Source organism: Aurantimonas sp. (assembly GCF_964217435.1).
In the GTDB taxonomy this organism is placed as follows: domain Bacteria; phylum Pseudomonadota; class Alphaproteobacteria; order Rhizobiales; family Rhizobiaceae; genus Aurantimonas; species Aurantimonas coralicida.
Window position 1 is genome coordinate 110102 of record NZ_CAXPJM010000055.1, and the last position, 13553, is coordinate 123654.

Consider the following 13553-nt stretch of genomic DNA (forward strand, 5'->3'; position numbering starts at 1 on the left):
GTTCCGACAACTCCCGGGCGAAGGCTTCAGCCAAGGCCGTAGGCCACTCCGTCGCGGCCCGGATCGGCGGCGCCCTCCAGCGTGCCGTCGGGGCGAATACCGACGGCGTGGACCCAGCCAATCGTGTGTCCGTAGGGATTGCGGATCACCTCGTAGCCCTCGCTCTCCAGTTCGCGGGCGACGGAGCGCCGGATGCGATTGGAGACGTCGATGGGATTGCCGGTCGAGGAAAAGCGCGGCGCGGCCACGGCTTCGCCCACGGACATGCCGAAATCGACGACGTTGAGGATGGTCTGCAGGACGCCCATGACGATCTGGGTGCCACCTGGCGCCCCGAGCACCAGTTCGGGCCGGTCCCCATCGAAGACGATGGTCGGGCACATGGCACTGAAGCGCGACTTGCCGGGCGCGATGCTGCCGGCCCGGCCGGGGCGCGGGTCGAAGACGCCCATGCAGCCATTGTAGAGAAAGCCCAGCCCGTCGGTGATGACGCCCGACGGCATGCCCAGCGAATGGGTCATGGAGACGCAATTGCCGTCCCCGTCGACCACCGACAGATGGGTCGTGTTGACCGGCACCGCGTTCGGCGCCTGCAGCCGCGGCACCTCGGCGCGCACGCCGGCGCGGATCTCGCCGGCCAGTTCGCGCGCATAGGCCTTGTCGGTCAGATGCCCCAGCGGCACGTTGAGGAAGCGGGGATCGCCGACATGGCGGTCCTTGTCGATGGTAGCGCGCTTCATCGCCTCGCAGACGGTGCGGATGTAGTCCGGCGAATTGTGCCCGAGCGCGGCGAGGTCAAAATTCTCCAGGATGTTCAGCATCTCCACCAGCATCACGCCGCCGCCCGGCGGCTGGTTGGTGGTGATGCGGCGGCCGCGATAGCTGGCGGTCAGCGGTGCGTTGCGCTGCGGGGCATAGTCGCTGAGATCGTCACCCGACAGCAGCGCGCCGTTGGCGGCCATGTCGGCGGCGATGCTGGCGCCGATCTCGCCGGTGTAGAAATCCTCGGCGCCGTGTTCGGCGATCCGCCGCAGGGTCGCGGCGTAGTCGGGATTGCGGATCGGCTCGCCGACCGTCAGCGGCGTGCCGTCGGGGCGGCAGTAGAGCGCGCGCCCGGTGGCGCTGAAGGCGAGGCGCTCGGCCGTCGCCGCGCGGCCCATCTTGGTGCCCTCCATGAAGAAGGTGTACATGGCCGGGCGCACGAAATAGCCGTTCTCAGCCCAGTCGATCGCCGGCTGCAGGATGGTCTCCCAGGGCAGGCGGCCATGGGCCCGGTGCACCTCTTCATAGGCGCGCAGGGCGGCCGGAACGCAGATCGCGCCATAGCCGAGATCGTTGACCCTGTCCTTCAGGACGAAGCCGAAGCCGTCGCGCGTCTCGCCTTCGACGCGGTCTTCCCACATGTCCGGGCGGGCGGCCTTCGGCGCCGGGGCATGGAAGTCGAGATATTCGTGCAGCCCCTTCCCCGGCATGTAGAGGCCGAGACTGCCGAAGCCGGCGATGCCGCACATCAGCGGATCGACGACCGTCTGGGCCAGCGCGCAGGCGATTGCCGCGTCGACGGCATTGCCGCCCCTCTCCAGCATCTCGATGCCGGATTCGGCCGCTTCGGGCTGCGGACAGACGACCATCGCCTGAGACTGCATGCTGTTGCTCCTGTCGGGGATCGGAAAGGTCAGAGACGCACGAGGTGGCGCGGCCGGCCCCATTCGCCGGCATCGGCAACCGCGCGGGAGACGTCCTCGCGCAGCATCAGCCCGTCGGCGACGAGCGCCTCTGCGGCCTGGCGGATGGCCGCGACATAGCCGTCGGCCGTGCCGTAGCGGGCGAGGACCGAGCGCCGGGGGTCGCCCGTCTGGCCGCGTTCGTCCTCACTGTCGGGAAACGGGATATAGCTGCCGGTGATGCCGACCATGGCGCCATGGCCGACGTCGCGGCGACGCACGCTCCAGCCGGTATAGGTGCCGAGCGGCGCCTGGACCATCGGCGCGCGGATGCCGGCCAGATCGTTGCCATCGCCGTCGACGGCCGGCACCTGCACCGGGTAGCACTCGCCGGCCAGGATCTCCGGCGGCTCGTTGGCGATCATCCCGGCATTGATGTCGGGTCCGAAGTCGAGCCGTTCCAGCTTGCTCGGGCCACGCGGCAGGGCGACGCCGGGAATATGCGGGAACGCCGCCCGCCACATGTCCTCGGCGACCAGCGTGCCGTCGGCGCGCGCCGGAATGCGGCTTGCCGGTGGCGGCGTGCCCTCGCTCGCCCAGGCGTCGAGATTGTCGAGCCCGGCGCGAAACAGCATCGAGGTGGCGACGACGTTGAAGCATTCCTGCGCCAGCCCCTTGGCGGGCGCGGTGACGAGGGGCGAGGCGTAGTGCTGGGAGCTCGCCCACAGATACACCCGGACATTGTCCGGCTGGGCTAAGTCGCGGCCCTTGGTGTCGGTGTGCACCAGCGAGGCCCGGCGGTGCCAGTATTCGCAGGCGGTGTCCGTATGGATGACCAGCGGATCGGTGTCCGGCCGCTTGAGGATCGCGTCCTCGCAGCCCGAATAGTGATCGGTGGACATCGCATAGGAGAAGGGAAAGCGATCGGCCGGCGAGAAATGGTTCTCGTGTTCCTGGCCCGGCAGCAGCACCAGATTGGCGAAACGGTGGTTCATCCACATCTTGCCGGCCCCGGCGACATGCGGCATCACGCCGTCGAAGACCTTGCGGTTCTGCGCGTCGGCGTTGAAGCCGAGATACAGGAAGTCGCGGATGCAGCGCCCGGTCTGGGAGCGGCCCCAGGCATAGGCCTTCTCGACCCCGATGCCGTTGTCGCGCAGGGGATTGGCCTGCCCGCTGGCGGTCGCCTCCCCGTGCTTCAGGAAGCTGACGAAGTCGCGCACGGCGACATGGCCGACGCCGAGAACCAGCGGGTCGCGGGCCTCGTAGACGATCTCGTAGATCCATCCGGTCTCGAAGCCGTCCGGCAGGAAGACATGGCTGTCGGAGGCGATGATCGCCTCTTCCATGCCCTGATTGTCGACGCCGCCGCCGCGCTCGGTGCGGGCAAACGCCCAGGCATCGGCCGGGATCTCCTCGCGCACGCTGTGGGCGTAGCGCCGGCGGGTCAGCCGCGCGGTGCGGGTGTCGAGCGAGACGGTGGGATAGCTGCGCGTCGAGACCAGCGAACTCAGGGGGAACACCCGCGTGCCGGGCTCCACCGCGATGAACTCCGAGCGGGTCCGGCCGGTGATCGGACGGCCGTTCTCGCTCGCCACCGGTGCGTCGAGCAGCATGCGGCCATTGCCCGGCAACAAATCGCCCTGCCAGGCGAGCCAGCCGACCGAATAGCCGCGCCGCATCAGGAAGCCGTTGCCGGCATCGGCGCGGCTGCGCGGGTCGTTGGTGGACGGGGCGTCGTTGAAGAACTGCAGCGCGCGCTTGTTGCCGCGATTGCCGTAGTCGAAGAACAGCCGGCGATTGCCGCGCGACAGATCGACCGGCTTGAGGATGCAGAAATCGGCCTCGAAGACCACCCGGCCCTCGGCATCGACGGGGGCAAGGCCGATATCGGTCACGACGCGCTGGGCCTCGGCCGCGGGATCGACCCGGAAGATCACCCGGCCGGACAACCGCTCGTAGGGACCTGCGGCGCCGAAGCTCTCGCCCTCGGCGAAGAGGCAGCGCTCGTCCAGCCGGTAATCGATCTCGGAATCCATATGCGGTCCCCTCAGCCTGCCGCGCGTGCGGGATGCGCCGCGGCGCCGAAATTGTTCGGGTGGTGACAGCGAAAGACCGGGTCGATGCCGGCAGGGTTCGGATCGACCTCGGCGCACAGCGCGTCGGCCTTGGGGCAGCGCGGATGGAAGGCGCAGCCGGAGGGCGGATTGACCGGGCTGGGGAACTCGGCCTCGAGGCCGAGTTCGGGCAGTCGGGCGCCGGCGCGCGGCGGCAGCACCGCCTTCAGGAGGGCATCGCTATAGGGATGGCATGGCCGCTCGAAGATGGCGTCGGCATCGCCGCGCTCGACGATCTGGCCGAGATACATCACCGCCACCTCGTCGGCGAGGTGGTGCACCACGGCCAGGTTGTGGCTGATCAGGATCATCGTCAGGTTCAATTCCTGCTTCAGCCGGTGCAGGAGATTGAGGATCTGGCTCTGCACCGAAACGTCGAGGGCCGATGTCGGCTCGTCACAGATCAGGATCTCCGGCTCGCCGATCAGCGCCCGGGCGATCGCGACGCGCTGGCGCTGGCCGCCGGAGAGCTGGCTGGGATAAGCCTCGACCAGATGCCGCGGCAGCCCGACCTCGCCGGCCATCTCGTGGACGCGCGCGCGCCGCGAGGCGGCCGTGCCCTCGCCGCGCACCTTCAGCGGCGCGCCGATGATCGCCTCGACGGACATGCGCGGATTGAGCGAGGAATAGGGATCCTGGAACACCGGCTGGATCAGCCGGGCCCGGGCAAGACGCTCGTATTCCTGGATCGGCCGGCCGGACACGAGCACGGTGCCCGCGGTCGGGTCCTCGATGCCGAGAAGGATGCGGGCGAGCGTGCTCTTGCCGCAGCCCGATTCGCCGACGAGGCCAAGCGTGCGGCCGCGGTCGACGCTGAGATCGATGCCGCGCAGGGCCCGCAGGGTCGCCTTCTTGCGGAAGGCGCCGCCGACGGCATAGTCACGCGTGACGCCGCGCATGCTGAGAACGGTCTCGCTCATGAGCTTGCCTCCGACTGCCGTGTCCAGGCTTCGGGATCGCGTCCGCTGCCGTCGGTCGGCAGGACGCAGCGCATCAGATGGCCGTCGCCGGCGTCGCGCAGCGCGATCGGCCCTTCGGCGCAGGGCGCATGGGCATAGGGACAGCGCTCCAGGAAGCCGCAGCGCGTCAGGTCGCCGGTCTGGCGTGGCACGACGCCCGGAATGAAGCCCAGCGTCTCGCCGCGCCGGGTCTCGCCCGGCACCGGGATCGAGCGCATCAGCCCCTCGGTATAGGGGTGCAGCGGGCGGGCGAGCACCTCGTCGCAGGTCCCCGCCTCGACGACCTCGCCGCCATACATGACAACAATGCGGTCGGCCATGCCGGCGACGACGCCGAGATCGTGGGTGATCAGGATCAGGCCGATACCGGTCTCGCGCTGGATGTCGCGCAACAGCCGCAGGATCTGGGCCTGGATGGTCACGTCGAGAGCGGTGGTCGGCTCGTCCGCGATGATCAGTTCGGGCTCGCACAGCAGCGCCATGGCGATCATCACGCGCTGGCGCAGGCCGCCGGAGAGCTGGTGCGGATACTGGTTCAGCCGCTCCTCGGGCGACGGGATGCCGACCTTGCGCAGGAGCTCCAGCGAGCGTTCGCGGGCGGCGCTGCGCGAGACCTTGCGGTGCTGCCTCAGGATCTCGGCCATCTGGTCGCCGATCCGGTAGCAGGGATCGAGGGCCGTCATCGGATCCTGGAAGATCATGGCGATGCGGTCACCGCGCAATTTGCGCCAGCGCCGCGGCGAGGCCTCACTCAGGGATTCGCCGTTGAGGTCGATGCGGTCGGACGTCAGCTTCGCCTGGCGCGGCAGGAGGCCCATGATGGCCAGCGCCGTCAGGCTCTTGCCGCAGCCCGATTCCCCGACGATGGCAACGGTCTCGCCCTTGGCGACGCTGATGTCGATGCCGCGGACGGGGCGCAGCACGGCGTCGCGCACGGGAATCTCGACCTTGAGGCCGGACACTTCGAGGATGGGGGCGGTCATGCTCATGCCTTGCCCTCCGGCGTCGTGACATCGCGCAGGGCATCGCCGACGAGGTTGATCGCGAAGATCAGCAGCACCAGCGCGGCGCCCGGCACGGCGATCATCCATGGGCGGAACAGGAGCTGGCTCTTGGCCTCGGCCACCATCAGCCCCCAGGACACGTTCGGCGGCTGGACGCCGAGGCCGAGGAAGGACAGCGCCGCCTCCAGAAGGATGGCGTGGGCGAGCTCGATCGAGGCGACGACGATCAGCGGCCCCATGATGTTGGGCAGGATTTCCCGGATCAGGATGCGGGTGGTGGAGCTGCCGATGGTGCGCGCCGAGGTGATGTATTCGCGCGAGGCCAGCTGCTGGGTGGCGCTGCGCATGACGATGGCGAAGCGATCCCAGAGCAGAAGCCCGATCACCATGACCAGCAGCGACAAAGAGCTGCCGACCAGCGCCACGACGACCAGCGCGACGAGGACGACCGGCAGCGTCAGGCGGATGGTGATGATGAAATTGACCACCAGATCGACCCAGCCGCCCCAGTAACCGGCGGCGACGCCCATGGCGGTGCCGATGGTGCCGGAGATGAGAATGGTCAGGAAGCCGATCATCAGCGAGATGCGCGCGCCGAACAGGAGGCGCGTGAGGTAGTCGCGGCCGAGCCCGTCGGTGCCCAGCGGATGCGCCCAGCTGCCGCCCTCGGCCCAGACCGGCGCGACGAAGCGCTGGCCGAGATCCTGGATCGACGGATCGTAGGGCGTCAGCCACGGCGCGAAGATGGCGGCCAGGAAGATGACGAGGATGATCAGCCCGCCGACCCAGAAGCTGCCATGCCGAAGGGCGCGGCCGACGGCCACGCGGGTCGGCGAGACCGCGATCTGGAGAGACGGAGCGTGGGTGACTGGGGGCATGGAACTCACGAGATGCGGATCCGCGGATCGAGGGCCGCGTTGAGGAGGTCGGCGACGAGGGTCAGGATCGCGTAGGCAACGGCGATCAGCAGCAGGATCGCCTGGATCACCTCGATGTCGGCGCGCTGGATGGACTCCCAGGCGAGATGGCCGATGCCCTTGAGGGAGAAGATCGTCTCGATGACGATCGAGCCGCCCAGCATGAAGCCGAGCTGGACCGCGGCGAGCGAGACCACCGGCACGATGGCGTGGCGCAGGCCATGGCGCACCACGACCCGCCAGGGTGTCAGGCCATAGGCACGGGCCGTGCGCACATGGTCGGCCTGCATCACGTCGAGCATGCCGGAGCGGGTCAGGCGCATGATCGCCGGCGTGGCGTAATAGCCGAGCGCGACCGAGGGCATGATGAAATGCGCCCAGGTGGAATCGCCGGAGATCGGCAGCCAGCGCAGATAGACGCCGAAGAGGTACATCAGGCCAAGCGCGAAGAGGAAAGACGGCAGCGCCTGGCCGGCGACCGCCAGCCACAGCGAGATGCGGTCGATCACCGTGTTGGGGCGCAGCGCCGCCAGAACGCCGAGCGGAATGGAGAGCGCCAGCGCGAAGGTCAGCGCCAGGACGCCCAAAGTCGCGGTGACCGGCACGTGCTCGGCCAGGACATCCACCACGTCCATGCGCAGGTAATAGGAGCGGCCGAAATCGCCCTGCAGGAGGCGACCGATCCAGTCGAGATACTGCAGGATCAGCGGTCGGTCGAAGCCGAAGAGTTCACGCACCGCCGCGATGTCGCTGGCCGAAGCCCCCTCGCCGGCCATCGCCGCCGCGGGATCGCCGGACATGTGGACGAGCAGGAAGGCGATCACCGAGGTGACCGCCACCACGAGAAACGTCACCAGCAGGCGTTTGAGAATGAAGAAGAGCATTGAGCCTCGGGTCGGTGGCCGGGGAGCCTGACGCTCCCCGGCGGACGCTGGTTATTTCCACTTGGCGAGATAGAAATGCGCCATCTCGTCGGGGGTCACCGGATAGTCCAGGTCCTTGTTGAAGGCGTAGGTCCGGCCATAGATGAAGAGCGGGATGTAATAGGCTTCATCCGCGATCTTCTTGAGCGCCTTGGAGTAGAGCGCCTTGCGGGCCTCGGTATCCGTGGTCGTTTCGGCTTCCGTCAGCCAGTCGCGTACTTCCTCGTCGCGGGCGTAGTCGTCCGGCCCGAACTGGAAGTAGTAGCCGGTCGAGGCCGAGGCATCGAGCATGCCGTTGGAACCGAAGGTCAGATGCGCGATCTGGGTCTCGTCGCCGGCGATCAGCGGACGCAGGGCCCGCCACTGCAGGAACTGCAGGTCACCCTTGATGCCGACGGCGCGCAGATAGTTCAGCACCGCTTCCGAATAGGGCCGGTCCCGATAGGCGTGGAACGGAACCTCGAAGCCATCGGGGTAGCCCGCCTCGGCCAGCAGCGCCTTGGCCTTCTCCGGATCGTAGGGGTACTGCGTGACGTCGGTCTCGCAGCCGAACTGCACCGACACGCACATGGATTTCTGAACCGTCGAGCCTTCGCCGACGAGGTTCTCGGTGATCGCCTCGCGGTCGATGGCATGGGCGATGGCCTGACGCACGCGGATGTCCGTCATCGGCGTCTCGCCGGTGCGGCCGGCAGCGTCGAGCGCCAGGAACGACATGCGCATGGTCGGCGCCGAGACGACGGTGAGGTTGTCCATGTCGTTGAGCATGCCGGCATTCTCGGGCGGCACGCCCCAGATCCAGTCGACGCCGCCGGTGACGACCTCGGCGATCTGGGTCTCCGGGTCCTTGATGGTCCGGTAGATGATCTTGCCGATGGACGGCTTGCCCTTCGGGCTGCCCTCGAAATAATCCGGGTTGAGCTCCAGGGTCAGCGACTGGCCGGCCTGGTAGTCGGTCAGCTTGTAGGGCCCGGTGCAGACCGGGTTGACGGCGCCCCAGTCGCGGCGCGTCGTGCCATCGGCACCCGGCACTTCCGGCGCGCTGTCATAATGGCCGGCCGGATAGATCGGTGAGGTGCCGGACAGATATTCGAAGGCCGCCGGCGTCGGCGCCTTGGCGTGGATGCGGACCTTGTGGTCGTCCACCACCTCGACATTGTCGATCCAGTCGACGATCACGCGGATCTTCATGTCGCTGTCGGGCGCGGCGACATGGTTCAGCGTGTCGGCCACGTCCTGGGCGTCGAAATCGGTGCCGTCGTGGAACTTGACGCCTTCGCGCAGGTCCATCTCCAGCGTCTTGTCGTCGACCCATTGCCAGCTCGTCGCCAGCAGCGGCTGGTACTCGTTGGTCTCCGGGTCGCGGTGGATGAGGCTGTCGCACTGGGCGTAGGCGGTGATCAGCGCCTCGCGCTGGTTGCCGTAATAGAGGTCGGGCGTATCCATCTCGGTGGATGTCGCCCAGACGAAGGTGTCGTTGTCCTTGCCGGCCAAGGCCGGCGAGGCCGCGAGCGTCATCGCGCAGGCGGCCATCAGGGTATTCCTCAGCGTCTTCATCGTGCTTCCCTCTCCTGGTTTCCTCATCGCGGCTGGCTCGCCGTCATCGGCAGTTCGACCAGCGACCCGCCGGTTCCGCCTCGAACGATCGTCAAAAGGGGCGGTCGCCCGTGCGGCAGCTGCACGTAATGATCGCAGTCCGCACCGGCGATCGAAAGGCGGATGCGACTTCCGGCGCCGAACGTCCACGACGTCGGCAGCAGCGCGAAGCGCATCCGCGCCGGCTTGCCGGGCACCATCGGGGCGGCGCTGGCCCGGCTGAAGTCGCGATAGGGCCAGGACCAGTCCTGATCGGCCGGTGCCGGCATCTCGTGCCGGTGCAGGGCCCGCAGCACGCCCTCGGTGACGTAGCGAACGGTGCCGTCGGCCTCGACCTCCGACAGATAGACGTGGATCACCGCATCGCCCTCGCTGGAGGCGATGGACAGGTCGACCACCGGATGGCCGGACATGCGCGCGGCGGCTTCGAGCGGCGCGCTGGTATAGGACTGCATCGCCGCGTCGCGGCCCTGCCAGTCGGCGTAATAGTCGGTGGTGTTGAGGGCGGCGAGGCGCTCATGGCGCGTGTCGTTGCCGGTGCCGACGGTATAGTCCACCTGGTAGGCGTCCTCGCCGGCGACGCCTCTTGCGGACGCCAGACGACCGCCGTCGTCCAGATGCAGGACCTGCCGCTGCTGATGCGGCGGCCATGCGTCGGCGGCCTGCCAGACTTCGTCATGCATGGAGAAATAGTGGATCGGTGCCTCGTCCTTCAGCCCGGTGTCGAGGCCCATCAGATATTCGTCGAAGAACCGCAGCACTTCGGCCAGGACGTCGAAGTCCGGAGCGGTGTGGTCGCGCCAGGGCGACACATTGGTGCGGGCGCCATGGTCCCACGGACCCAGTAGCAGATGCTGCCGGCGATTGGGGAGCGAGCGGTAGCGGGCGATGGCGCCATTGGCGAAGCCGGCCCCGTCCATCCAGCCCGAAATCGAGTAGATCGCCACGTCCGGCGCGATGTCGGCGGCGTAATGGTAGGGGCTGAAGGAGTGCGCCCCGAAGGACGGATCGTAGGGCAGCCGGTCGTCGGCGAAGGGAAACTCGCCGATGAAGTCCGGCATGTGGAAATTGCCGAGATGTTCGCGCACCGCTGCGCGGCAGAGCGTGCCGTCGCCGTCCTCGTCCACCGGCTGCGGGCCGGCGAAGTCGGGATTGTCGAAATAGGGCTGGTTCGCCAGCACGTCGCGGCGGTCATGGTCGAGCCCGACCATGATGTCGTCGTAGCTCGCCGCCAGCTTGTTCAGAAGGACGCCGCCCGGATAGAGGTGATCGACCCAGGTGTTCCAGACCGCAAAGAGCGGCGCGATCGCCTTGACCGCCGGATGGCCGGTACTGGCGAGGAAACAGGCGGCAGCGCCGAGATAGGAAATCCCGGTCGAGCCGATGGTGCCGTCCGACCAGGGCTGCGCGACGATCCAGTCGGCGATCTCGCGGAAATCCTCGCGCTCGGCGGGCGAGCGGAAACTGTCGCGGGTGCCGAAGCTGGCGCCGGTGCCGCGCACGTCGACCACCACCACCGCATAGCCGCGCGGCACGAAGGCGTCGCGGTAGCGCGCCGCGTTGGGGCTGGGCTCGGTGTCGGCGGAGGCCCCGTCGCGCAGCGCAAACCGGCGGTAATAGGGCGTCAGGATCAGGATGGTGGGGAGGCGGTCCGGCCGTCCGGGCCCTTCCGGCAGGTAGATGTCGGCGGCGATCCGGCAGCCATCGCGCATCTCGATATAGCAGGCGGCCGGCCGGGCCGGCAGCGCGAACTGCGCGGGGCGCTCGTCCCGATAGCGCGACGGCGGCTTTCGCCAGGCGTCACCTTTCGTATCGCTATCAGACATCGGAACTCCGTACGCGCCTCTCAGGGTGGTCAGCGTACGGGGCCTGTGCCATGCGTCAATTTCGATCTTCGCAAGATCTCATGCGCAAAGCGAATGGAGTGAACCGGTGAATCTGAAGGGTCTGGAAGCCTTGCGCGCCTTCATGGAGGGCGGTTCGCTGAACGGGGCCGCCGAACGTCTGCACCGCACGCAGCCCCAGGTCAGCCGGCTTCTGGCCGCGCTGGAGGACGAGGTCGGCTTCGCGCTGTTCACTCGCACGAAGCGCCGGCTGGTGCCAACCACCGAGGCGCGCGAATTCTACAGCCATGTGGAGCACGCGCTTTACAGCCTCGACGACGCCATGCATGCCGCGCAGCGGGTCAAGGCGCGCCAGCGCCGGCATGTGCGCATCCTGACCGCGCCGAACATCACCGGCGCGCTTCTGGGCGACGCCATCGCCACCATGACGGCGGAAGACCCCGGCTTCACCGCCGCCATCGATTCGCGCTCGCGCCTCGACATCGAGAAATGGCTCGGCCGCGAACAGTTCGATCTCGGCATCACCGTTCTGCCGATGGACAATGACGCCATCGACATCGAGCCGATCGCCTCGATCCGCGCCGTCGCCGTGATGCGCCACGATCACCCGCTGGCCGGACGCCGCCGGATCCATGCCGAGGATCTGCGGGACCTGCCGCTGATCGCCAACGCGCCGCGCACCGTCATGCGGCAATCGCTGGACGCCGCGTTCCGCAAGATCGACGCCACGCCGACGATCCGGCTGGAAACGCCCAACGGCATTGTCGCCTGCGAACTCGCCGGTCTCGGCGTCGGCGTCGCGGTCGCCGACGGCTTCGTCGCCCGCTCCAGCCTCAAGCCGGGCATGGTGATCCGCCCGTTCGAGCCGGCAATCGAACTGCATTACGTGTTCATCCTGCCGAAATGGCAGGCGCGCACGCCGACGATCAACCGGCTGACCTCGCTCGTGCGGTCCGCGGCGATCGAGGAAGCCGCGCTCGCCAACCAGCAATGGCTCGAATCCGAAGATAAGCCGGCCTGACCTTCATGCGCGGGGCGCAAGCTCACTTGTGTTTTTGGCATTTGACGCGGGAGCGCCCCGTGGCGAGGCTTCGCGCGAAGTCGAGGAGGAGATCTGCCCGTGAGTCGTGACGCCGCCATCGCCCTTGCCCAGGAATCGTTCGATTCCGGTCGTTTCCGCGCCGAACTCGCACGCCGCGTGGCGATGCCGACCGAGAGCCAGAACCCGGACCGGCGGGCGGAACTGCTGCGCTATCTCGAAGAGGAGATGACCCCGGCGCTGGAGAAGCTGGGCTTCACCACCGAGATCGTCACCGACGACAGCGCACCGGGCCCGTTCCTGATCGCCGAGCGCATGGAAGACCCGGCCCTGCCGACTGTGTTCGGCTACGGCCATGGCGACGTCATCCGCGGTCTCGATGCCGAATGGGAAGACGGCCTGTCGCCCTGGACGGTGACCGATCGCGGCGATCGCTGGTACGGCCGCGGCGTCGTCGACAACAAGGGCCAGCACGGTATCAATCTCGCCGCGCTGGAAGCGGTGCTGGAAAGCCGCGGCCGCCTCGGCTTCAACGCCAAATACCTGATCGAGATGGGCGAGGAAGTCGGCTCGCCTGGCCTGCATGCGGTCTGCGAGAGATACCGCGACCGGCTGAAGGCCGACGTCCTGATCGCCTCCGACGGCCCGCGCCTGTCGGCCGACCGGCCCACAATCTTTCTCGGCTCGCGCGGCGGCGTGAATTTCGACATCTGGATCGACGCCCGCGAGGGCGGCCGGCATTCGGGCAATTGGGGCGGACTCCTCTCCAACCCGGCGGTGCAGCTCTCCCACGCCATCGCCAGCCTGGTCGGGCCGACCGGCCAGATCCGCATTCCCGAGATGGTGCCGACCCATGTGCCGGACGCGGTGCGCCGGGTGCTGGCCGATTGCGACATCACCGCCGGCGACGAAGGCAAGATTATCGAGCGAGACTGGGGCGAGCCGGGCCTGACGCCCTCGGAGCGGGTCTTCGGCTGGTGCGCCCTGGAAGTCCTGGCTTTCGAAGCCGGCAATCCGAAGACACCGGTCAATGCCATCCCGCCGCGGGCCTGGGCCCGGATGCAGCTGCGCTACGTCGTCGGCATCGATCCGCAGGCGGTGATGCCGGCGATCCGCCGCCATCTCGACCGGCAGGGTCTCGGCATGGTGCAGATCGGCCTGACCAGCGACGGCATCTTCAAGGCGACGCGCCTCGATCCCGACGACGCCTGGGTCGGCTGGGCGGTGGATTCCATCGCCAAGACGACCGGCTCCAGGCCGGCGATCCTGCCCAATCTTGGCGGCTCGCTGCCCAACGATGCCTTCTCCGAAGTCCTGGGCATGCGCACCATCTGGGTGCCGCATTCCTATCCGGGCTGCTCCCAGCATGCGCCGAACGAGCACGTGCCCACCGGCATCGTGCGCGAGGGCCTGGCGATGATGGCCGGTCTCTATTGGGACCTCGGCGAGAACGCACCCGCCGTCGAACGGTAGGACGTCACGAAACAGGG

General features: G+C 68.1%; 10 protein-coding genes. 2 read left to right on the top strand and 8 right to left on the bottom strand.

Features of this window, described 5'->3' with window-relative positions:
* Positions 1 to 26 precede the first annotated feature (26 nt).
* The 8 genes from ggt to ACEQX1_RS19925 are packed head-to-tail and all read right to left on the bottom strand — an operon-like array spanning position 27 to position 11006.
* Entirely contained in the window at positions 27 to 1646 is a 1620-nt protein-coding gene (gene ggt, locus ACEQX1_RS19890) for a gamma-glutamyltransferase (protein WP_370195655.1), read from the bottom strand.
* 29 nt (positions 1647 to 1675) lie between these two features.
* A complete protein-coding gene (locus ACEQX1_RS19895; RefSeq protein WP_370197496.1) occupies positions 1676 to 3703 on the bottom strand; it encodes an alpha/beta hydrolase domain-containing protein in 2028 nt (675 codons plus the stop codon).
* A gap of 11 nt (positions 3704 to 3714) precedes the next feature.
* Positions 3715 to 4701 (bottom strand): ABC transporter ATP-binding protein, encoded by a 987-nt coding sequence (locus ACEQX1_RS19900; RefSeq protein ID WP_187390787.1) that lies wholly within the window; start codon positions 4699 to 4701, stop codon positions 3715 to 3717.
* The gene (locus ACEQX1_RS19905; protein WP_370192912.1) at positions 4698 to 5729 is read right to left on the bottom strand and encodes an ABC transporter ATP-binding protein; all 1032 of its coding nucleotides are present in this window, start codon (positions 5727 to 5729) and stop codon (positions 4698 to 4700) included. The genes ACEQX1_RS19900 and ACEQX1_RS19905 overlap by 4 nt, the downstream gene beginning before the upstream one ends.
* Positions 5726 to 6622 carry an ABC transporter permease gene (locus ACEQX1_RS19910; RefSeq protein ID WP_370192910.1) on the bottom strand — a complete coding sequence of 299 codons (897 nt, stop codon included), beginning with the start codon at positions 6620 to 6622 and terminating at the stop codon, positions 5726 to 5728. The genes ACEQX1_RS19905 and ACEQX1_RS19910 overlap by 4 nt, the downstream gene beginning before the upstream one ends.
* 5 nt (positions 6623 to 6627) lie before the next feature.
* Positions 6628 to 7545: an ABC transporter permease gene (locus tag ACEQX1_RS19915; protein WP_009210442.1), complete on the bottom strand. Its 918-nt coding sequence runs from the start codon at positions 7543 to 7545 to the stop codon at positions 6628 to 6630.
* A 51-nt stretch (positions 7546 to 7596) separates the two neighbouring features.
* A complete protein-coding gene (locus tag ACEQX1_RS19920; protein ID WP_370192906.1) occupies positions 7597 to 9141 on the bottom strand; it encodes an ABC transporter substrate-binding protein in 1545 nt (514 codons plus the stop codon).
* A 23-nt stretch (positions 9142 to 9164) separates the two neighbouring features.
* The gene (locus ACEQX1_RS19925) at positions 9165 to 11006 is read right to left on the bottom strand and encodes a CocE/NonD family hydrolase (RefSeq protein ID WP_370192905.1); all 1842 of its coding nucleotides are present in this window, start codon (positions 11004 to 11006) and stop codon (positions 9165 to 9167) included.
* A gap of 106 nt (positions 11007 to 11112) precedes the next feature.
* Between ACEQX1_RS19925 and ACEQX1_RS19930 the strand changes: the two genes are divergently transcribed.
* Positions 11113 to 12045 carry a LysR family transcriptional regulator gene (locus tag ACEQX1_RS19930; protein ID WP_228239653.1) on the top strand — a complete coding sequence of 311 codons (933 nt, stop codon included), beginning with the start codon at positions 11113 to 11115 and terminating at the stop codon, positions 12043 to 12045.
* A gap of 99 nt (positions 12046 to 12144) precedes the next feature.
* Positions 12145 to 13536: a M20 family metallopeptidase gene (locus tag ACEQX1_RS19935; RefSeq protein WP_370192902.1), complete on the top strand. Its 1392-nt coding sequence runs from the start codon at positions 12145 to 12147 to the stop codon at positions 13534 to 13536.
* Positions 13537 to 13553 lie beyond the last annotated feature (17 nt).

Bases quoted from the DNA above. Each gene is read 5' to 3' on its own strand.
- ggt (WP_370195655.1), bottom strand. From the start codon at position 1,646: ATGCAGTCTCAGGCGATGGTCGTCTGTCCGCAGCCCGAAGCGGCCGAA.
- ACEQX1_RS19895 (WP_370197496.1), bottom strand. From the start codon at position 3,703: ATGGATTCCGAGATCGATTACCGGCTGGACGAGCGCTGCCTCTTCGCC.
- ACEQX1_RS19900 (WP_187390787.1), bottom strand. From the start codon at position 4,701: ATGAGCGAGACCGTTCTCAGCATGCGCGGCGTCACGCGTGACTATGCC.
- ACEQX1_RS19905 (WP_370192912.1), bottom strand. From the start codon at position 5,729: ATGAGCATGACCGCCCCCATCCTCGAAGTGTCCGGCCTCAAGGTCGAG.
- ACEQX1_RS19910 (WP_370192910.1), bottom strand. From the start codon at position 6,622: ATGCCCCCAGTCACCCACGCTCCGTCTCTCCAGATCGCGGTCTCGCCG.
- ACEQX1_RS19915 (WP_009210442.1), bottom strand. From the start codon at position 7,545: ATGCTCTTCTTCATTCTCAAACGCCTGCTGGTGACGTTTCTCGTGGTG.
- ACEQX1_RS19920 (WP_370192906.1), bottom strand. From the start codon at position 9,141: ATGAAGACGCTGAGGAATACCCTGATGGCCGCCTGCGCGATGACGCTC.
- ACEQX1_RS19925 (WP_370192905.1), bottom strand. From the start codon at position 11,006: ATGTCTGATAGCGATACGAAAGGTGACGCCTGGCGAAAGCCGCCGTCG.